Source organism: Erysipelothrix urinaevulpis, from assembly GCF_009828835.1.
Classification (GTDB): Bacteria; Bacillota_I; Bacilli_A; order Erysipelotrichales; family Erysipelotrichaceae; genus Erysipelothrix; species Erysipelothrix urinaevulpis.
On sequence record NZ_WTTB01000001.1, the window covers coordinates 316056 to 335102 of the forward strand.

At 35.7% G+C, this 19047-nt stretch carries 21 protein-coding genes; 20 read left to right on the forward strand and 1 reads right to left on the reverse strand.

All coding sequences use genetic code 11. From position 1 onward, the window contains the following. The first annotated feature begins 125 nt into the window (after window positions 1-125). From pdhA to GVV10_RS01695, 13 genes are all read left to right on the forward strand, one after another. A complete protein-coding gene (gene pdhA, locus GVV10_RS01635) occupies window positions 126-1223 on the forward strand; it encodes a pyruvate dehydrogenase (acetyl-transferring) E1 component subunit alpha (protein ID WP_159518889.1) in 1098 nt (365 codons plus the stop codon). Next, window positions 1223-2203 (forward strand): alpha-ketoacid dehydrogenase subunit beta, encoded by a 981-nt coding sequence (locus GVV10_RS01640; RefSeq protein ID WP_159518891.1) that lies wholly within the window; start codon window positions 1223-1225, stop codon window positions 2201-2203. The genes pdhA and GVV10_RS01640 overlap by 1 nt, the downstream gene beginning before the upstream one ends. 8 nt (window positions 2204-2211) lie before the next feature. Next, entirely contained in the window at window positions 2212-3471 is a 1260-nt protein-coding gene (locus GVV10_RS01645; protein WP_159518893.1) for a dihydrolipoamide acetyltransferase family protein, read from the forward strand. A 2-nt stretch (window positions 3472-3473) separates the two neighbouring features. After that, entirely contained in the window at window positions 3474-4880 is a 1407-nt protein-coding gene (gene lpdA, locus GVV10_RS01650; protein ID WP_159518895.1) for a dihydrolipoyl dehydrogenase, read from the forward strand. Between the two features lie 11 nt (window positions 4881-4891). Continuing rightward, window positions 4892-5944: a PTS transporter subunit IIC gene (locus GVV10_RS01655; RefSeq protein ID WP_159518897.1), complete on the forward strand. Its 1053-nt coding sequence runs from the start codon at window positions 4892-4894 to the stop codon at window positions 5942-5944. A gap of 3 nt (window positions 5945-5947) precedes the next feature. Then, window positions 5948-6841, forward strand: a complete 894-nt coding sequence (locus tag GVV10_RS01660) for a phosphate acyltransferase (RefSeq protein ID WP_159518899.1) — start codon at window positions 5948-5950, stop codon at window positions 6839-6841. 2 nt (window positions 6842-6843) lie between these two features. Then, on the forward strand, window positions 6844-7899 hold the full coding sequence (buk, locus tag GVV10_RS01665) for a butyrate kinase (RefSeq protein ID WP_159518901.1): 1056 nt from the start codon (window positions 6844-6846) through the stop codon (window positions 7897-7899). 15 nt (window positions 7900-7914) lie between these two features. Then, a complete protein-coding gene (locus tag GVV10_RS01670) occupies window positions 7915-8808 on the forward strand; it encodes a LysR family transcriptional regulator (protein WP_159518903.1) in 894 nt (297 codons plus the stop codon). Between the two features lie 101 nt (window positions 8809-8909). Then, window positions 8910-9425 (forward strand): DUF4256 domain-containing protein, encoded by a 516-nt coding sequence (locus GVV10_RS01675; RefSeq protein WP_159518905.1) that lies wholly within the window; start codon window positions 8910-8912, stop codon window positions 9423-9425. 328 nt (window positions 9426-9753) lie between these two features. Next, window positions 9754-10803 carry a Fic family protein gene (locus GVV10_RS01680; RefSeq protein WP_159518907.1) on the forward strand — a complete coding sequence of 350 codons (1050 nt, stop codon included), beginning with the start codon at window positions 9754-9756 and terminating at the stop codon, window positions 10801-10803. 15 nt (window positions 10804-10818) lie between these two features. Beyond that, window positions 10819-11562, forward strand: coding sequence for a copper homeostasis protein CutC (locus tag GVV10_RS01685; RefSeq protein ID WP_159518909.1), 744 nt, complete (start codon window positions 10819-10821; stop codon window positions 11560-11562). A gap of 100 nt (window positions 11563-11662) precedes the next feature. Beyond that, window positions 11663-12523: a YitT family protein gene (locus GVV10_RS01690; RefSeq protein WP_236261844.1), complete on the forward strand. Its 861-nt coding sequence runs from the start codon at window positions 11663-11665 to the stop codon at window positions 12521-12523. Between the two features lie 77 nt (window positions 12524-12600). Beyond that, a complete protein-coding gene (locus GVV10_RS01695; RefSeq protein WP_159518911.1) occupies window positions 12601-13569 on the forward strand; it encodes a tRNA dihydrouridine synthase in 969 nt (322 codons plus the stop codon). A 29-nt stretch (window positions 13570-13598) separates the two neighbouring features. On the opposite strand, the gene GVV10_RS01700 is transcribed toward GVV10_RS01695, so the two are convergent. Then, window positions 13599-14300, reverse strand: a complete 702-nt coding sequence (locus GVV10_RS01700; protein WP_159518914.1) for a DeoR/GlpR family DNA-binding transcription regulator — start codon at window positions 14298-14300, stop codon at window positions 13599-13601. Window positions 14301-14454: 154 nt separating this feature from the next. On the opposite strand from GVV10_RS01700, the gene GVV10_RS01705 reads away from it, so the two are divergent. The 7 genes from GVV10_RS01705 (at window position 14455) to GVV10_RS01735 (ending at window position 19040) form a co-directional block, all read left to right on the forward strand. Next, window positions 14455-14853, forward strand: coding sequence for a PTS sugar transporter subunit IIA domain-containing protein (locus GVV10_RS01705; protein WP_159518916.1), 399 nt, complete (start codon window positions 14455-14457; stop codon window positions 14851-14853). An 11-nt stretch (window positions 14854-14864) separates the two neighbouring features. Beyond that, window positions 14865-15350 carry a PTS system mannose/fructose/N-acetylgalactosamine-transporter subunit IIB gene (locus tag GVV10_RS01710; protein ID WP_159518918.1) on the forward strand — a complete coding sequence of 162 codons (486 nt, stop codon included), beginning with the start codon at window positions 14865-14867 and terminating at the stop codon, window positions 15348-15350. Further along, window positions 15347-16141: a PTS mannose/fructose/sorbose/N-acetylgalactosamine transporter subunit IIC gene (locus tag GVV10_RS01715; protein WP_159518920.1), complete on the forward strand. Its 795-nt coding sequence runs from the start codon at window positions 15347-15349 to the stop codon at window positions 16139-16141. The genes GVV10_RS01710 and GVV10_RS01715 overlap by 4 nt, the downstream gene beginning before the upstream one ends. Continuing rightward, a complete protein-coding gene (locus GVV10_RS01720; RefSeq protein WP_159518922.1) occupies window positions 16134-16952 on the forward strand; it encodes a PTS system mannose/fructose/sorbose family transporter subunit IID in 819 nt (272 codons plus the stop codon). Before GVV10_RS01715 ends, GVV10_RS01720 begins: the two co-directional genes overlap by 8 nt. Further along, on the forward strand, window positions 16952-17818 hold the full coding sequence (locus GVV10_RS01725) for a class II fructose-bisphosphate aldolase (RefSeq protein ID WP_159518924.1): 867 nt from the start codon (window positions 16952-16954) through the stop codon (window positions 17816-17818). The genes GVV10_RS01720 and GVV10_RS01725 overlap by 1 nt, the downstream gene beginning before the upstream one ends. Window positions 17819-18105: 287 nt before the next feature. Beyond that, window positions 18106-18495, forward strand: a complete 390-nt coding sequence (locus tag GVV10_RS01730) for a GTP-binding protein (RefSeq protein WP_159518926.1) — start codon at window positions 18106-18108, stop codon at window positions 18493-18495. A 371-nt stretch (window positions 18496-18866) separates the two neighbouring features. Continuing rightward, a complete protein-coding gene (locus tag GVV10_RS01735; protein ID WP_159518928.1) occupies window positions 18867-19040 on the forward strand; it encodes a hypothetical protein in 174 nt (57 codons plus the stop codon). Window positions 19041-19047: the final 7 nt, after the last annotated feature.

Genomic DNA, 19047 nt, shown 5'->3' on the forward strand with positions numbered 1-19047 from the left:
GGGAAAAAAGTCTAATCAATTCTATAATGAAGTCAAGAAGTGATAGCGCTATCATTCTTTGATTTATCAAGGTTTATGCAATTTGTATAAGAAAGATATGTCTAAAAAGACGGAAAGGACAAACAATGGCAAAAGTAATAGATTACAAGAAAATTCTGAAGGACTCTAACAAGGAGCCGAAGTTATTCCAAATTATGGATGAAACAGGAAAAATCGTTAATAAAGACTATATGCCTGAATTAACAGATGAGCAATTGGTTGAAATGATGGAGATCATGGTATGGGGACGTGAGTATAACGAACGAGTGAGTATCTTGAGTCGTCAAGGATTGGTAGGTAACTTGCCTCCAACCGAAGGACAAGAAGCAGCTCAGTTAATTTCTCAATATGCATTAGAGAATGGTGACTGGTTATTACCAACATATCGTGATGTTCCACCATTGATTCGTCATGGTATTGATACACGTCAAGCGATGAGTTGGTACAACGGACACACTGATGGCTTCCGTTATGATAAGTCAATTAAAGCTTTCCCACCTCAAGTTCTAATTGGGGCACAAATTATTCAAGCAGCAGGTGTTGGGCTTGGCTTGAAGAAAAACGGTAAGAAAAATGTTGCAATGACATATATTGGTGATGGAGGTACATCACAAGGGGATTTCTACGAAGGAATTAACTTTGCAGGAGTCTATGATGCACCAGTTATCTTTATTGCACAAAATAATGGATTTGGTATCTCAGTACCACGTAGTTTCCAAACTCGTGCAGCAACACTTTCACAAAAAGGAGTGGGTGTAGGAATTGCTCATTTATTTGTTGATGGAATGGATCCATTTGCAGTTTATGCAGCAACGCGTGCAGCACGTGACTATGCAGTTGCAGGAAATGGTCCTGTATTATTAGAATTCTTAACATTCCGTTATGGACCTCATACATTGAGTGATGACCCACGTCGTTACCGTGAAAATGAATTAGTCGAAGAATGGAAACCAAAAGATCAATTAATCAGAATGAGAAATTTCTTAACTGAAAAAGGTCTATGGGATGAAGAAAAGGAAGACGCAATCATTGAAGCAGCTCAAGAAGAAGTTAAGGTTGCTTTAGAAGAATCACGTGCACTTCCACCACAAAAAGTTTCAAATTACTTAAAAGATTTGTTTGAAGAAATGCCACCGGCAATCGAAGAACAATACAATATTTACTTAGAAAAGGAGAATAAATAATGGCTGTTAAAAACATGGTAGAAGCGATCACAGATGCATTAGATGTGATGCTAGCAGACGATGAAAAAGTTTTAATTTTCGGAGAAGACGTTGGTAAAAACGGTGGTGTTTTCCGTGCAACTGATGGCTTACAACAAAAACATGGAGAAGACCGTGTCTTTGATACACCATTAGCAGAATCAGGAATCTTGGGATTGTCAATTGGTCTTGCAGCGGAAGGTTTTAGACCGATGCCAGAAATTCAATTCTTAGGTTTTATTACTGAAGCAATTGATTCATTGGCTAACCATATGGCTCGTATTCGTTTCCGTACAGGTGGAAACATTGTAGCACCAATTGTAGTTCGTGCACCTTATGGTGGTGGCGTTCAAACACCAGAAGTTCACTCAGATAGTTATGAGGGAATGATTGCGCAATACCCAGGTATTCGTGTTGTTATTCCATCAAACCCTTATGATGCCAAAGGATTACTCATTTCATCAATTCGTAGTAATGATCCAGTGTTATTCTTAGAACACTTAAAACTATATCGTGGCGAACGTGTTGAAGTACCTGAAGGTATCTATGAAGTTCCTTTAGATAAAGCAAATGTTGTTGTTGAAGGAACTGACGTTACCATTATCAGTTACGGACAAATGGTAGTAGAAGCACGTAAAGCAGCAGAAGCTTTAGAAAAAGAAGGTCATAGTGTTGAAGTCTTAGACTTACGTACCATTGCACCGCTTGATATTCCAACAATTGGAGAATCAGTCTCTAAGACAGGTCGTGTTTTAGTTGTTCAAGAAGCACAACGAACAGCTGGAGTGGCAAGTCATGTTATGTCAGAAGTCAGTGAAAGATTTTTCTTAGATCTTGAAGCACCGGTAAGTCGTGTAACGGCACCTGACTCAGTGTACCCATTCCCACAACTTGAAAGTACATGGTTACCAAATGCAACAGATATCGCTGATGCAGCACGTACATTAATTGAAGATTATTAGGAGGAAATATGAACTTTAAATTTAATTTACCAGACTTAGGAGAAGGAATCACAGAAAGTGAAATCTTGATGTGGCATGTCAAAGAAGGTGACACAGTTAGCAACGATGAACCTTTATTCGAAGTCCAAAATGATAAAACAACAATCGAGGTACCATCCCCTGTAAAAGGAACAATTAAAAGCATCTTAGTCGATGCAGGAGTTGTTGCGAAAGTAGGAGAAACACTTTTAGAAATTGAAGTCGAAGCTGGTGATATGCCAGAAGGCGAAGAAACAGAAACAGCGAAAGAAGTTGTTGAAGAAAAAGTTGAAGAAAAACCAACAACTGCACCTGTTAAACAAGGAAAAGCTCGTGCAATTCCTTCAGTTAGAAAATATGCACGAGAAAAAAATGTTGATATCAGTGCAGTAACACCAACAGGTAAAAACAATACTGTTACAAAAGAAGATATCGACACATTCTTACAAGGTGGAACAACACAAGAAGTTGAAGAAACTGTCGCAAGTGCTCCAGTTCAACAAGCTGCACCAGCGCCAGCACCCGTTAAGATTGATGCTCAAGGATTACGCCGTGAGAAAATGAGTCCAATGCGTCGTGCAACGATGAATGCAATGGTTCAATCAACATCAACAATTCCACGTGTTACAGTGTTCACAAAAATCAATGTTTCAAAACTTGTGGAACACCGTGATGAGTACAAATTCTATGCAAAAGAACAAGGTGTTAAGTTAACATATACTGCATACTTTGTAAAAGCAGCAGTGACAATGTTGAAAAAATACCCAATCTTTAACTCAATGGTTGATACAACTACAGACGAAATTGTCTATCGTGATCAAATTAACATTGGTGTCGCAACAAACACAGAACAAGGTTTATATGTACCAAACATTAAAGATGCAGATAAGAAAAACTTATTCGAAATTTCACAAGAAATTGAAGAAAATGCTCGTCTTGCTCGTGAAGGAAAATTACCAATGGATAGCATGAGAAACGGTTCATTCACAATCACAAACGTGGGTGGAATGTCCGCTGATGGTGTTTATTCAACACCAATCATCAATGCACCTGAAGTTGGAATTTTAGGAACAGCTCGTATTGAAATGGATACTTATGTAACCAAAGATATGACTGTTGAAATTGCTCCATTCATGAAATTATCATTTACCTTTGACCATAGAATCATTGATGGTGTCGAAGCTCAGGAAGCCTTAGACCACATGAAGAAAGTATTGAGCGATCCAAACAAGCTCGTGTTGGAGGGATAGAAATGGTTGTTGGAGATTTTGCAAAAAAAGTAGATTTAATCGTTATTGGAAGTGGACCGGGTGGCTATGTTGCTGCCATCCGTGCCGCCCAATTAGGACAAAAAGTAACAATTGTTGAGAAAGATTCAATTGGTGGAGCTTGCTTGAATGTTGGATGTATTCCTTCAAAAGCAATGATCCATGCATCAAGTGAATTTGCGAAAACAAAAGAAAAAACACCATTCGGATTGGATTATGGCAAAGCTAAATTTGACATGAAAAAAGCAATTGAATGGAAAGATAATAGTGTTGTTAAAGGCTTAACAGGCGGTATCGCTGCACTTCTTAAAAAGAACAAAATTGAAATTGTTCAAGGAGAAGCACACTTTATGTCAGAAGAAAGAGTTCGTGTTGTTCGTGAAAACGACGTCTTATCCTTTGACTTTAAAAATGCGATAGTTGCAACAGGAAGTCGTCCAATTCAAATCCCAGGATTTAAATTTGGTAAACGTGTTCTTGATTCAACCGCAGCCTTAGAACTGAACGAAGTTCCTAAAACAATGACAATTGTTGGTGGTGGATATATTGGTTGTGAATTAGCAGGTGTATTTGCTAATCTTGGAACTGAAATTACAATCTTAGAAGGTGCAGATAATATCTTACCGATCTTTGATAAAGATTTAAGTTCATTTGTTGTTAATAAATTCAAAGAACAAGGCGCAACGATTCACACTAACGTAAAAGCTGAAAAAGCAGTTCAATCAAAAGAAAATGTTAAAGTCGATTACAGTAAAGACGGTAAAACAGAAACAATCGAATCGGACTATGTGTTAGTAACGGTTGGTCGTAGACCTAATACAGATGATATTGGCTTAGAATATGCTGGTGTCAAAGTTGATGATAAAGGTCTCATCCTTGTGGATGATCAAGGCCGTACGAATGTATCAAATATCTTTGCGATTGGTGATGTTATTGCTGGACCAGCTCTTGCACACAAAGCAAGTTATGAAGCAAAAGTTGTTGCGGATGTTATTGCTGGGAATGCAGCAGGATTTGACTATACAGTCATTCCATCCGTTAGTTATACCAACCCAGAAATTGCTGTGGTAGGTATGAATGTTAAAGAAGCAAAAGCAGAAGGAATCAAAGCAAAAGCCTATAAATTCCCATATGCAGCCAATGGTCGTGCATTATCGATGAACGATACATTAGGATTTGTCCGCATAACAGTCGATGAAGACAGTAAATTCATCGTCGGTGCTGAAATTGTCGGTGCACAAGCAAGTGAGTTGTTAACAGAACTAACAATGGCGATTGAAACTCAATTAACCGTTGAAGATTTAACACTCATCATTCACACACATCCAAGTCTTTCTGAAATGATTATGGATACTGCTGAACTTGCAATGGGACTGCCAATTCATCTCTAGAAAGGAACCTTATGAAGAACAAAATCTTTGAAAAAGGCTTTACAATGAAGATTCTTAACGGAGTCGCTATTGGATCAGTTGTTGTCTTAATTCCAGGTGCATTATTAAACGAAATTTTTAAAGCATTATTACCTATTTTTCCACAAGGTCAGTTTATTTTAACGGCAAACGCATTTGCTATGACGTTAATGGGTGTTGTTGTGGGGGTTGCTGTATCAATGATGTTTAAGTTTACACCAATTCAAACAGCCTCAGTTGGGATGGCGACAGCCTTGGCATCTGGCGCATGGAAGATTGGTGAAGAAGGAAGCTTCATTTTAAAGGGAAGTGGTGACATTATCAACATGACCCTAACAGCAACGATTGCTGTAATCATCATTCTTGCTATTGCGCATAAGTTTAAAGCTTATGCCATGTTATTAACGCCAACAGTTGTCATGATTGTTGCTGGAGGAATTGGTGTATTAACATTACCTTATGTCCAGATGATTACAGGTGCAGTAGCAGTCTTAATCAGTAACTTACTCGATTTGCAGCCGATGCTAATGTCAATCTTAGTATCAATGATATTTGCGATGATGATTGTATCACCCCTATCAACAGTTGGTATTGCTCTGGCTGTTAATTTATCAGGTGTTGGATCAGCAGCAGCGAACGTTGGTATTACAGCAGCAGCGTTTGGTCTTGCAATTACAGGGTGGAAAGCCAATGAACTAGGGACAAAAATTGCTATTATGGCAGGATCACCTAAAATGGCGATGCCCAACGTATTGAAGAATCCTAAAACAATGATTCCGATTCTTGCGAATGCGGCAGTCAGTGCAATCTTTATTGTATTGTTGAATCAACAGGGTACACCTATGTCAGCAGGTTTTGGAATTAGTGGGTTAATTGGACCCATTAATGCGATTAACTTAGCAGGTGGTTGGACACTTGGAAATATCGCCAATGCAGTTATTGCATTCATGGTTGTTCCAATCGGTTTAGCCATTGTATTCCGTAAAGTATTTACAGAAATGAAACCAGTTGTAGATGTCGAAGATTATCGAATTCAGGTAGAATAAATTATGAAAAATTTTGTAGAACTAGAAGCTTATTTAGTAAGAAATAAAATTAATCAAAGTCGCTTAGCACTTGTTTGTGCAGATGAAATTAATGCTTTAGAAGCAATCGCTGATGTTGAAGGACGGGGTTATATAAAACCCGTCTTGATCGGTGATGAAGAGAAAATTAAGGGCTTGATTGAAAGCAATAAATTAATTGCAAATTATGAAATTATCGATGAAAAAGATCCTAAGGAAGCTGCGAAAATTGCTGTTTCTATGGCTAAAAATGGTGAAGTAGATTTAATCATGAAAGGCTTAATTCAAACAAGCGATTTACTTTCAGCTGTTGTTAAACGTGATACAGGAATTCGCGAACAAAAAGTCCTGTCACATGTTGCTTTAGTTGAAATTCCGTTTAAAGATAAAATGTATATTATGAGTGATGGTGGTATGTTACCGTATCCTAATTTCGAACAAAAAATTGGGATCATCGATAACAGTATTAGCCTTGCCCGTTCATTGGGAATGAAGGAACCCAAAGTTGCATTACTTGATGCAGCAGAGCATACCAATCCTCATATTCAATCCTCAGTTGATTCAGAAAAACTTAGTTTAATGAATTGGGGACAAGCCATCGTAGAAGGACCAATATCCTTAGATCTAGCTGTTTCAAAGCAAGCAGCAGAAATCAAACAATGGGATGGTCAAATACAAGGTGATGCTGACATTTTAATTACGCCAGATATCATTAGTGGAAACATTCTTGGTAAAGTAGGAACACTCTTTACGAATGGTAAAATGGCTGGTGTCATTCAAGGAACAAAAGTACCAATTATCTTAACATCCAGAGGATCAGAACGAGAAGAAAAAATTAATTCAATTCTCTTAGCATGTTTAATTGCAGGGGAGGAATAAAAATGTATATTTTAGCAATAAATCCAGGTGCAACGTCAACGAAGTTTGCACTATTTGATAACGAAGTAGAATTATTCCGAGAAGATTTAAAAATTCCTCGTGAAAAAGTAAGTCAATATAAAACATTAGTTGATCAACTTGATGATCGCTATGAATCTATTTACGAAAGTATAAAGCAAGCTGGATACAATCCTGAAGATATCGAGATTGCTGTAGGTCGTGGTGGTATTCTGCCTCCTGTGGATGCAGGGGCGATTGCGGTTACTGATGAACTCATCGATTACCTTTTACATAATTCTGAAGTACTCCATCCAGCAAATTTAGGAGCATCCATCGCTCAAAAATTTGTTGATCAGGCTAAGTCATGTGTAGCATATATATATGACCCAATCTCAGTCGATCAATTGGATGATATCGCTCGTATTTCAGGCCTTAAAGGAATTGAAAGAAAAAGCATTGGACACATGTTAAACTCGCGTGCAGTTGCCATAAAACACGCGGAAGATACTAATACTCCTTATGATACCTTAAATCTTATCGTAGTCCATGCAGGAAGTGGGATCACAGTAACAGCACATCGTCAAGGCAGAATGATTGACTTAGTTGGGGATGATGAAGGTTCATTCTCACCTGAACGAAGTGGTGGATTACCCTTGAGACCTTTTGCACAATTGTGCTACAATGAAGATGTGAAAGGGGTTACAAAACTCACAAGACATGAAGGCGGCCTTGTCTCTTATTTCAAAACAAATGACGTAAGAGAGATTGAAGCCCTTATTGATTCAGGGAATGAAGAAGCTGCGATTGTTTTAGAAGCAATGGCCTATCAAATCGCCAAAAGTATTGGTGAATTAAGTACAGTCCTTAAAGGCGATGTTGATGCAATTGTAATTAGCGGTGGTTTTGCACGATCAAATCGTGTCATGAACTGGATTAAAGAACGCGTTGAGTTTATTGCTCCGCTTAATATTTATCCTGGTGAATTTGAGTTAGAAGCACTCTCATCAGGTGGATTAAGAGCTTATCAAGGTAAAGAAAAAATTCAATACTTCAAATAGAATTAAGGGGTCGCTATGGAAATTAGAGAACTAAGATATTTTGTTGCAGTTGTGGAAACAGGAAGTTTTACAGCTGCCGCGAAAGCATTACATATGACACAACCAGCACTCAGCTGGAATATTAAACAACTTGAAGAAAAACTAGAAACACAACTGATTGAGCGCACGCAATCGGGTGTTGTTGTGACTGAAAGTGGTCAGGTGTTTTATGATGGAGCAAAAGATGTTGTCGCTCAAATTAATCGCCTTGACCGGCTTATGAAGTCAGAAGCTTTACGAATTAAACGTAAAATTAAGTTTGGACTCACCATCCTATCTTCCATTAATTATATGGAACAATTTCAAGGATTTGTTGGTAAATATCCAGGTGTTGAGTTGAATTTCGTGCAACGAGGTTCAAAAGAAATACAAGAGATGATGATTCAGGATAAAGTAGATGTAGCATTAATTTCTGAACCAATCTACTATCCTAAATTAGCAAGTAATGCTAAAAGACTTGAAGGTTACTATTACGATGTAGGAATTGTTTTACCAAAGAATCATCGCCTAGCAAATCGTCAGTCTGTAACATTCGATGACATTAAAGAAGAATCCATCGCTTTAGTTTCTGATGCCTATGCCATTGGGCAAGAAGTACCCAAACGTTGTAAAGCTTTAGGCTTTACCCCCAATATCACCTACCAAAATGATAACTGGGAAGTTGTACTTGAACACGTAGCCGCTTATGATTCGATTAGTATCTTACCCATTGACCTCGCAAAAATATTTAAGCGTGATGATTTAAAATGGATTGGACTGGATGATGATGTTATAGGAAGATTTCATCTACAACTTGTCACAAATTTAGATAATAGTAATATTGATGAGTTTAACATCTTCCAAAATTTATATCACGAATTAAATTGTTAAACCTTTAACTGTCAAAAGAACACTTCGGTGTTCTTTTTTTTGCATACTTCTTTATGAAAGCTAAAGTGAACTGTATAATTAATTCATAAGGAGGTTTTACTATGAGCTTAATAGAAGTACTCAAAGACCGTTATGAAGAAAGTGATTTTAAAGATCAAATATCGTGGAATACGATCGAATCAAGATTAAAAACTGACCCAAAGTTTTATGAAGCGTTAACATATATGGAAGAAACAGGTGGTGAACCTAATTTATTTCTGCTTAATGAACAAGTCGTTTATATTGATATGGCGATTGAAAGTCCAAGTGGCCGGAGAAGTCTGTGTTTTGATCAAGCAGCATTAAATGCAAGGAAGAAAAACAAACCAGTAGGCCATATTATGGAGCCAATTAAGGCGTATAATTTAAGTTTATTGAATCAACAAGACTACGAAAGTTTACAAAAATACTTTAATTTCGACCTCAAAACCTCATCTTGGATCAAAACACCTCAAGACATTCGTTCTCTAGGAGGCGCGCTTTTCTGTGAAAAAAGATATAATACGTCATTTGTATTCCATAATGGAGCCTCATCATACTATGCAGCCAGAGGGTTTAGAGTCTATATCGCAATATAATAATATAAGCAAAAAAGTTAAGACGGGTAAAAATAGTCAAGAACTGCTAATGACTCTAAAATATGATAAGATTTGTTTATGAGGTGTTAACGTGCCCAAAAAAACGGAAAATTTGGGCATGAGTTGTTAACGTGCCCAAAAAAATGCAAAAATTGGGCATGAGTTGCTAACGTGCCCAAATAAACACGTAATTTAATCATGAATTGCCGATCTATATACAGCATTCAGTGATCGCCTCGTTCATGAACATATACCTGAATTTTAATGCTGTTATTTAGAAATGTATGTGCTTTTTGTATTTACGTAGATTGAAGGAGGAAATAGTGCTATGTTTCATTTACCATTAGACATTGATTTGAATACAACATCGATATTATTGCAGTTAAATAAAGCAAACTATCGTATTGGACAATTAGATGGAGCCTTGAAACTTCTTCCCAATCCGTCAATTATTTTGAATGCTATCACAATTGGTGAGGCGAAAATATCATCGGAAATTGAAAATATAATTACAACTTATCATGAAATCTATGAGAGTATAACCTCAGAAAATTCCAATAAGAATGCGAAGGAAGTTTTGAATTATAAAGATGCAATAAACTTGGCTCACGAAATTGTAATAAAAAAACAGATGTTAACGACAAATGATATGGTTGCAATTCACCATGTTATCGAACCGAACAAAGGGGCAATCAGAAATCAAGCAGGAACGGTTCTCAGAAACGAGAGAACAAAAGAAGTCATTCACACGCCACCACAAAATGAAAAAGAAATTCGTGATTATCTGGAAAATTTAGAAAAGTATATTAATGAAAAGTCGAGCTATGATCCGTTGATTGATATGGCGTTAATACACTATCAATTTGAAGCAATTCATCCTTTTTTTGATGGCAATGGTCGAACGGGACGAGTTTTAAACGTAGCATTTCTTACTTTGAAAGAAAAAATAAGTCTACCTGTACTTTATCTCAGCAAATATATTATTAATCATAAAGAAGACTATTATTCATTAATCTCGAAAGTTCAAGAGGATAAAAAAAATATTGTATATTTTGTACAGTATATGCTACAGGCAGTAGAAGAAACCGCAATATTTACAATAGAATTTATTGATGCTGTTAATGAAAGTATGGATGAAACCTATAGACTTTTAGGCGAACAATTACCTAAAAGACAGTCTAAAGAACTTGTAGAAGTATTATATTATGATTTCATAACTAAAAATGAATATTTTAGAGAAAATCTGTCAATAAGTCGAAATACAGCGACGACAATTTTGAAGGAATTAACAAGCATAGGAATTTTAAAAGAACAAACGGTAGGAAAAGAAGTATGGTATAGAAACATAAGATTGATGGAGTTAATGGAGCAATGGTAAGGAAGGAGAATTGAATTGAAATATTTAGTTGAAGTATGTGCAGGATCAGTTGAAGATTGTTTGATTGCAGAGCAACAAGGTGCGCATCGAATTGAATTAAATAATGCAGTGCACTTAGGGGGGCTTACACCCAGTGTTGGCACTTTAATTGAGGCGAAAAAAAGAGTTGATATCCCAATCATTGCCATGTTAAGAGCAAGACCTGGTGGATTTTACTATAATGATGTTGAAATAGAAACTATGTTCAGGGATGCAGAAGAACTGATAAAGCATGGTGTTGATGGGATCGTTTTTGGTTTTTTAAATGAAGATGCCAGTGTTGATGTGCAAACGACAAAGAAATTTGTTGAATTAGCGAAGAAACACGAAGTGGAAGCTATATTTCACCGTGCGTATGATCGTGCAAATGATCCATATGAAGCGATTGAAGCACTAATTGTTTGCGGGGTTGATCGTATTTTAACCAGTGGACAAAAGCCTACTGCAGATCAAGGAATCGATTTACTCAAAGACCTTCACAAACGATACGGTCCAAAAATAGAACTTTGTGTTGGTGCTGGAGTCAATATTAGTAATGTGGATACCATTTTGGTTAAGACTTCAATTAATCAAGTTCATTCATCATTTAAAGGATGGTTTAAAGACCCGACAACCCATGGAAAAGTATCCTATCAATATGACGAAAAGGGTGACTATGAAGGTGTGAGTCGTCAGGTTCTTAAAGCATTCATTGATCACTTAGAAAATGTAGAAAAATAAGAGAAAAGCTAACACATTGTTAGCTTTTCTTTACGCTTAAGGTATAATGTATTAAGGTTATACATGTAGTTTAGAATGGAAATGATGTGGAGGTATAAAAATGAAAAACATGTCCTTCTTACAAAGAGTTGGTTTTGTTATACTAGGATCTGGTATTTTCGCATTATCTGTGAATTGGTTTGTTGTACCAACTCATATTTATAATGGGGGATTAACAGGAACTGCTCAGTTAATTCGAGATGCAATTGTCCACTTTACAGGATTTGATGGATTTGATTTATTGGGTCTTTTAATAATTATTGTTAACTTACCATTTTTTATTTTTGCATGGAACAAACTATCGAAGCAGTTTGTGTTATTAAATTTAGTCAGCATTGCTTCACAAGCCATTTTTCTTTCTGTAATTCCAACGCCGTCAAGCCCAATCGTTGGTGATGTTTTTGTTAATATTATCATTGCGGCAGCATTGGGGTCGTTTGGTGTATCACTAATGTTTAGAGTAAAGGGTGGTAGCGGTGGCTTGGACATGTTAGGGTTTTATCTTTCAAAGTATAATAAATTAAGTGTCGGAACAATTTATATAATACTGAACACAACAATCTATATCATTTGTATGATTGTGTTTGATGTTCCAACAGCAATTTATTCCTTGGTTTATGCATATTTTTATGGTAAGGGGTTGGATCGTTTCCATGAACATAATTTAGAAGCAAGTGTTATGATTTTTACGCGAGATATGGAAGTGAAAGACCGTATTATTGTGGACATGCATCGTGGTGTTACGTGTTGGCAGGGAATGGGAGCTTATACAAAAACGGATGTTGAGGTATTGGTTACCGTTGTTGCCCAGTCTGAAGTGAAAGAATTAAGGCGTCTGGTGAAAAGATTTGATCCACAAAGTTTTATAATCGTGAGCAAGAATATGGCTGTGGATGGTGGATTTGAAAAACGTTTGATTTGATAGAAAAGAGTTTATTGCTTCATTGCATGATGAATTAATGATAAAATCTTACAGTAATATAAAGTGAGGAAATGTGTATGAGTCAAAATTTTTGGAAAAGTCTTCCTAAGCCTTTTTTTGTTTTAGCACCGATGGAAGATGTTACAGATATAGTGTTTCGAAAGGTTATCAGTGAAGCAAGTCGACCAGATGTGTTTTTTACAGAATTCACCAATAGTGAAAGCTATTGTCATACGGAAGGGAAAGAAAGCTTACGTGGTCGTTTAACGTTTGAGAAAGATGAAGGGCCAATTGTCGCTCATATATGGGGAGATGACCCTGAGTACTTTAAAGAAATGAGTCTTGGTCTTGCGAAAATGGGTTATGATGGCATTGATTTGAATATGGGCTGTCCTGCACCCAATGTTTTTAAACACGGTCGTGGATCAGGTTTAATCTTAAGACCAGAAAAAGCAGCAGAAATAATTCAAGCTACCAAGGCAGGTGGACTACCAGTCAGTGTAAAGACACGATTAGGTCACCGTTCTACATCAGAGTGGAAAGAATGGTTAGGTCATTTATTAAAACAAGACATTGCGAATCTTTCAATTCATTTAAGAACAAAAACGGAGATGAGTAAAGTAGATGCACATTGGGAACTCATTCCTGAAATAATGAAGTTAAGAGATGAAATAGCTCCAAATACCTTGATTACAGTTAATGGTGATATTATGGATTACCAAATGGGTATGGAATTATATGAAAAATATGGGGTCGATGGCATCATGATAGGAAGAGGAATCTTCCATAATCCATACGCATTTTCAAAAGATAATTTTAAAGCTTCTCCTAAGCAATTGCTAAACTTATTAAGGTTTCATCTTGATACCTATGATCACTATGTAAAATTAGAGCCAAGTTTAAGAAAACCTTTGAAGAGATTCTTTAAAATATATGTTCGCGAAATGAAGGGTGCAAGTGATCTTCGTGTACAATTAATGGAAACAAAAACTACCGATGAAGTACGAAAAGTGTTAGAAGAATTTGAAAGGCATATGGATATCTAAAAACGATCATTTCAAATGATCGTTTTTTTTTATAGCTGAATTTGTTCTGAGTAGACAACATAATTTATAGCTTCAATGGAACATAATTTGTAGTTTGATTTGTAATTTTGTTTATGTTTTTCTAAAAGTACCACCTTTGTCTTGCTATGTTCGATTAAACTTTTCTTAACAATTGCCTCCATCATTGTACCTGTAAATAATGTATTGTCTTGGATACCATTAAAACCAATTAAAGCAACGTCAATGGTGTGACGAAGCATGGCTTCTTTAGTCTCTTCACCTTCAAAAGAGTTTGTACTCTTCATATAAGATCCACCTGTAAGAATAACACGAGAAAATTTATCTTTAATAATCTCAAAAACATTCATGGAATTAGTAATAACTGTTATATCCATCTTATCGGGCAACATTAAGCAAAATGTTTCATGAATCTTACTGGGGGTAACTGCTACAACATCACCAGGTTTAATAAGATCGAGTGCGTGTTTAATGATTTCGTGGTGTTCACCAAGATTTGAAATCGGTGAGCTCATGTTCATTCTATCAGCATACGATTCATCTAAAATCGCTCCTCCATAATAGCGTTTAATCATTCCAATTTTTTCTAATTGATCAAGATCTCTTCGAATCGTTAGAGGACTTACTTGGTAACGTTCACTTAAATCTTTAACTCGTACAATTTGTTTTTGTAGTAATAAATCAACAATTCCTGCTTGACGTGTATGTGGCATCATATCCTCCTTGTGAAATTATATCAATTAAATCATAAAACGTTCATAAACGTTCGTACTTGAACTCTTTAAAAATATTATACATCAATAATTACAATAAACCAGTCAAAAATGAAAGCGCATACTTTATACTTTAGTTAAGGAGGTGGAAAGAGTGTTCCAAGTATTGGTATTAAGTCATGGTAATTTGAGTGTGGGAATGAAAGAAACCCTTGATTTATTTGAGATCAATTATGATTGCTGTAGGTTTGTTAATGCTTATGTGAGTGAAGAGGATCCACGTTCACTGATTAAAGATTTTTTAACATTGACCCCAAAGAAAGTAATTTTGACGGACCTTAAATCAGGGAGTTTAACAAGACTTGCTATTGAAGAGGGTGTATTAGATAGAGATGATGTTTATTTAATTAGTGGATTCAATTTAGCAATGTTGATTGGTATTTTGACTCAACAATCACTGAATGACACTGTGATTGAGGAGGTAATCGCTTTTTCACAAATGGATATAGAGCGCTTAGAGAATCAAGAAGTGGAAGAAGAATCATTCTTTTAGGAGGAAGGTATATGATTGAATTAAGAGTTGATGATCGTTTAATTCATGGTCAAGTAGCACTATTGTGGAGCAAGCATTTAAAGATAAAAGGGATTATTGTCGCTAATGATGCTGCAGCTACAAGTAAGGTACAACAAGCATCTTTAAAAATGGCTGCACCACAAGGAATTAACGTATTAATTAAATCCTTGGATGAAGCAAGTGACATTTTAAATGATCCACGCGCTGGTTCAATGAACATCTTGTTGTTGTGTAAAAGTGTTACTGATGCATATGAAATGTTAAAAAATGTAACGTCAATTGATCGGATTAATATTGCGAACGTTGGTCGATTTGATGGGGAAGAACTATCAACGAAGCACAAATTATTTTCTACACTTTATTTAGATAACAGTGATTTGGAGAGTTTTAAGGCCATTCAAAAAATGTCGGTTAAAATGGTCCATCAAATCTCACCAGATTCAAATGAAAGAGACTTGAAAGGAGTCAATGTATGATTACGACGATGCAAGCAGTTATGTTGGGATTAGTACTCTTTGTAACGTTTGGTGGTAACTGGTTAACAGGGCAATCGATGTTAGATAGACCAATTGTGGTAGCGCCTTTAGTTGGTTTAGTTTTTAATGATTTACAAACAGGAATTATTATCGGTGCATCGTTAGAAGCCTTGTTTATGGGGGCAGTTAATATTGGAGGGGCAGCACCTATAAATCCATCTTTTGGAACCTTACTGTCCGCAAGTTTTGCATTAGCAACTCAAGGTGGTGTGGAAACGGCACTGGCTCTTGCATTACCATTGGGATTATTTGGTGGTGCATTAGAAACTGTTGCTGGAATAATTATGAGCTTATTTGTGAATAAGCAAGAGGAACTTGCTTCTCAAGGTAAAGTTAAAGAAATAGTTAGAATGCATTATGGTTTATGGTTTGGAAAATATATGGTATTTGGTATAATTGCAGCTATTTTAGTGAAAATAGGATTAGAACCTGTCAAGCACTTAATGGATATATCACCAGAATGGATCATTCATGGTTTCCAAGTAGCGGGTGGATTACTACCAGGCCTTGGATTTGCAATGTTACTCAAGTTATTGTGGGATAAAAAACTTGCAGTTTTCTATCTACTTGGCTTTGTTTTAGCAGCATATTTCAATATACCTTTAATTGCTTTAGCGGTCATTGGTTTTGCTCTTGTTTACATAATTGCAATGCAAAGCTATGAAAATCTAGGAAGCAATAAAGCTGTTGATGTAGAACAGGATGAAGTGGAGGGATTCTTTGATGTCTAAAAACCAATTAACAAAGCAAGAAGAGAAAAATATTAACAAAATGTTTTGGCGATCATTTACACTGTTTTCTTCCTTTGGATATGCAAACCATGGAGCAACAGGATTCTTGTACTCAGTATTACCTTTCCTAGAAGAATATTATGAAGGGGAAGAATTAAAAGAAGCGATGGATCGAAACATTGTATGGTTTAACACAACCCATCCTTTCTCAACCTTTATCATGGGGTTAGTCAGTTCCATGGAAAAAGAAAATTCAGAAAATCCAGATTTTGACACTGATTCAATTAACGCTGTAAAAACCAGTTTAATGGGGCCACTTGCGGGTATTGGTGATTCAATATTTTGGGGAATTATACGAATTATTGCAGCAGGGATCGCAATTGGTTTAGGAATGCAAGGAAATGTTCTTGCACCGATTGTGTTCATACTAATTTATAATATTCCATCAGTCCTTTTAAGATACTATAATGCAAGAATTGGTTATTTGTTAGGTTCAACATATTTAGAAAAAGTTTATGAATCAGGCTTAATTCACATATTAACGAAAGCCGCAAGTTCATTAGGCTTATTTATGATTGGTGCTATGACAGTTAGTTTTATTTCATTTAATACAAGCTTGGAGATTGTGTTCTCGCCAGAAAACACGATGGTTGTTCAAGATGTGTTAGATCAATTATTTGTCGGTTTAATTCCACTTGTTTATACCCTTGGTTCCCATTACTTAATGAGCAAAAAGAAATGGTCATTTAATAGAGTGTTAGTGGTAACCATTGTGATATGTTTAATTTTATCATTTATAGGAGTTGTATAATGTTAGTAAATTCAAAGAAAATATTAGAAATGGCAAAAGATATGAAAGCTGGTATTCCAGCCCCAAATGTTTATAGTTCAAAAAATATTAAGGGATTAATAGAAGTAGCTGATGAAATGAATTGCCCATTAATCATTAGCTTTGCAGAAGCGCAAGAAGATTTAATGGATTTAAGTATCGAAGAGATGGCGACATTAGTGCGCTATTATGGTGAAAAAGCCAACGTTCCAATTTGTCTACATCTTGATCATGGACAAACATACGAAGCAATTGAAAGAGCCGTCCATAGTGGATTTACTTCGGTAATGATTGATGCATCAAGTGAAACATTTGATGACAACGTTGCCATATCAAAGAAAGTTGTTGAGCTAGCAAGACCTTTGAATATAACGGTTGAAGCAGAAATTGGTCATGTAGGATCAGGGGAAAATTATGAAAATCATGAGCTAAGAGATTCTCAATTAACGGAAGTTGAAGAGGCAGTATCGTTTTATCAAGAAACAAAGGTGGATTCACTCGCAATTGCAATTGGAACAGCACACGGTAGTTATGTTGGTGTGCCTGAAATTGATTTTGTTCGTTTAGAGGCCATTAAAAACGCAATCGAAATACCATTAGTTCTACACGGTGGTTCATCGTCTGGTGAACAAAATTTACAGACGGCAGTTTCATTAGGTATTACAAAAGTGAATGTATTTACAGATTTCTTAACAGCGAGCATGAATGCATTAAAAGAAACAGATGACTTCATGGTTAATTGGAATCGAATGTATGAGGAACAGAAAAAAGTTTTACGGTCATATTTCAAATATCTGAACACTGAAAAAATTCAAGACCATAAAGACTGGCAAGATTTAATCAAATGATAGACAAGAAACTCCAAGTAAAATTTGGAGTTTCTTTTAATTCATAAAGCGTCATTGAATAAAAAAATTAAAAATATGCTATATTAATAGAGACGAAAGGAGTATTTTATGAAAACATATTCAGATATTATTAAAAAAATTGCTCCTGTACCCGATGTGGATGTTTTAATCTAAAGTCCCATTGTGGCAGGAATAAAACATCTAAATACTAAAAAAGAATCAAACTAACATTAACTCGGAGTTCCGATACAATGTCAGTGCTCCGAGTTCATAATAAAAGGAGTACTATGAAGAATATTAATATAGGTATAGTTGCCCATGTCGATGTTGGTAAAAGCACGTTTGTTGATGCACTATTGCATGAACACTATTTTAATAGTGCACAAACAAATGACCAAATCATTGATAAATTTGACTTAGAACAAGAACGTGGTATCACAATATATTCTAAAAATTGTTCCATAAACTATAAAAATACAAAAATAAATAATATCGATACACCAGGACATGCTGATTTTTCGAGTGAAGCCGAAAGAGTTGTCAAAACAGTTGATACGGTCTTATTGCTGCTTGATCTAATATATAACTTATTCATAGATCTTGATGCAAACGATACTCAGTTTAACTTTCCTATTCTTTATGGGACAGCACGGGATCGCGTATTTATAAAGATTTAAATTCTTATAATGAAGGCATAACAATAGTTTTAGATTAATTTATAGAACGATGTCGATTTCAAAATAATACATCTCTACCGGCTCTATATCAAGCGTATTCAAAAGAATACAATAATCATTATGGCTTATTAACCATTGGTCGGCTTTATCAAGGTACACTCGAGAAAAACAAATCGTACTTTAAAAAATCCGCTGATAAACAAGACTCAACGATTAAAATCAAACAATTATTTACTTATGATGGTCTAACGTTCAAACCAGTTAAAAAAGTTTGTGCTGGTGATATTACGATAATAGTAAGAATTGATACGATTGAATTAGGTGATTCACTTGCAGAAACGAGTGATCAAGAGGCTCTTTCGAGAGTTGAAATGGACAAACCTAAGATTTCTTTTATTTTAGGGGTCAATGGCTTAGCGATGTCAGGATTAGAAGGTCAGTACAAAACTTCGACACAAATATATGATCGACTTAATCATGAAACGAAAATTAACCCAGGAATAAAAATTGAAAAAAAGCAAACTCTAATAACTTCAAAGTGTTAACACGAGG

Bases quoted from the DNA above. Each gene is read 5' to 3' on its own strand.
- GVV10_RS01700 (WP_159518914.1), bottom strand. From the start codon at position 14,300: ATGCCACATACACGTCAAGCAGGAATTGTTGATTTATTACTACAAAAA.
- GVV10_RS01725 (WP_159518924.1), top strand. From the start codon at position 16,952: ATGTTAGTAAATTCAAAGAAAATATTAGAAATGGCAAAAGATATGAAA.
- GVV10_RS01670 (WP_159518903.1), top strand. From the start codon at position 7,915: ATGGAAATTAGAGAACTAAGATATTTTGTTGCAGTTGTGGAAACAGGA.
- GVV10_RS01715 (WP_159518920.1), top strand. From the start codon at position 15,347: ATGATTACGACGATGCAAGCAGTTATGTTGGGATTAGTACTCTTTGTA.
- GVV10_RS01720 (WP_159518922.1), top strand. From the start codon at position 16,134: ATGTCTAAAAACCAATTAACAAAGCAAGAAGAGAAAAATATTAACAAA.
- GVV10_RS01660 (WP_159518899.1), top strand. From the start codon at position 5,948: ATGAAAAATTTTGTAGAACTAGAAGCTTATTTAGTAAGAAATAAAATT.
- buk (WP_159518901.1), top strand. From the start codon at position 6,844: ATGTATATTTTAGCAATAAATCCAGGTGCAACGTCAACGAAGTTTGCA.
- pdhA (WP_159518889.1), top strand. From the start codon at position 126: ATGGCAAAAGTAATAGATTACAAGAAAATTCTGAAGGACTCTAACAAG.
- GVV10_RS01730 (WP_159518926.1), top strand. From the start codon at position 18,106: ATGAAGAATATTAATATAGGTATAGTTGCCCATGTCGATGTTGGTAAA.
- GVV10_RS01675 (WP_159518905.1), top strand. From the start codon at position 8,910: ATGAGCTTAATAGAAGTACTCAAAGACCGTTATGAAGAAAGTGATTTT.
- GVV10_RS01655 (WP_159518897.1), top strand. From the start codon at position 4,892: ATGAAGAACAAAATCTTTGAAAAAGGCTTTACAATGAAGATTCTTAAC.
- lpdA (WP_159518895.1), top strand. From the start codon at position 3,474: ATGGTTGTTGGAGATTTTGCAAAAAAAGTAGATTTAATCGTTATTGGA.
- GVV10_RS01640 (WP_159518891.1), top strand. From the start codon at position 1,223: ATGGCTGTTAAAAACATGGTAGAAGCGATCACAGATGCATTAGATGTG.
- GVV10_RS01690 (WP_236261844.1), top strand. From the start codon at position 11,663: ATGAAAAACATGTCCTTCTTACAAAGAGTTGGTTTTGTTATACTAGGA.
- GVV10_RS01645 (WP_159518893.1), top strand. From the start codon at position 2,212: ATGAACTTTAAATTTAATTTACCAGACTTAGGAGAAGGAATCACAGAA.
- GVV10_RS01695 (WP_159518911.1), top strand. From the start codon at position 12,601: ATGAGTCAAAATTTTTGGAAAAGTCTTCCTAAGCCTTTTTTTGTTTTA.
- GVV10_RS01710 (WP_159518918.1), top strand. From the start codon at position 14,865: ATGATTGAATTAAGAGTTGATGATCGTTTAATTCATGGTCAAGTAGCA.
- GVV10_RS01680 (WP_159518907.1), top strand. From the start codon at position 9,754: ATGTTTCATTTACCATTAGACATTGATTTGAATACAACATCGATATTA.
- GVV10_RS01735 (WP_159518928.1), top strand. From the start codon at position 18,867: ATGGACAAACCTAAGATTTCTTTTATTTTAGGGGTCAATGGCTTAGCG.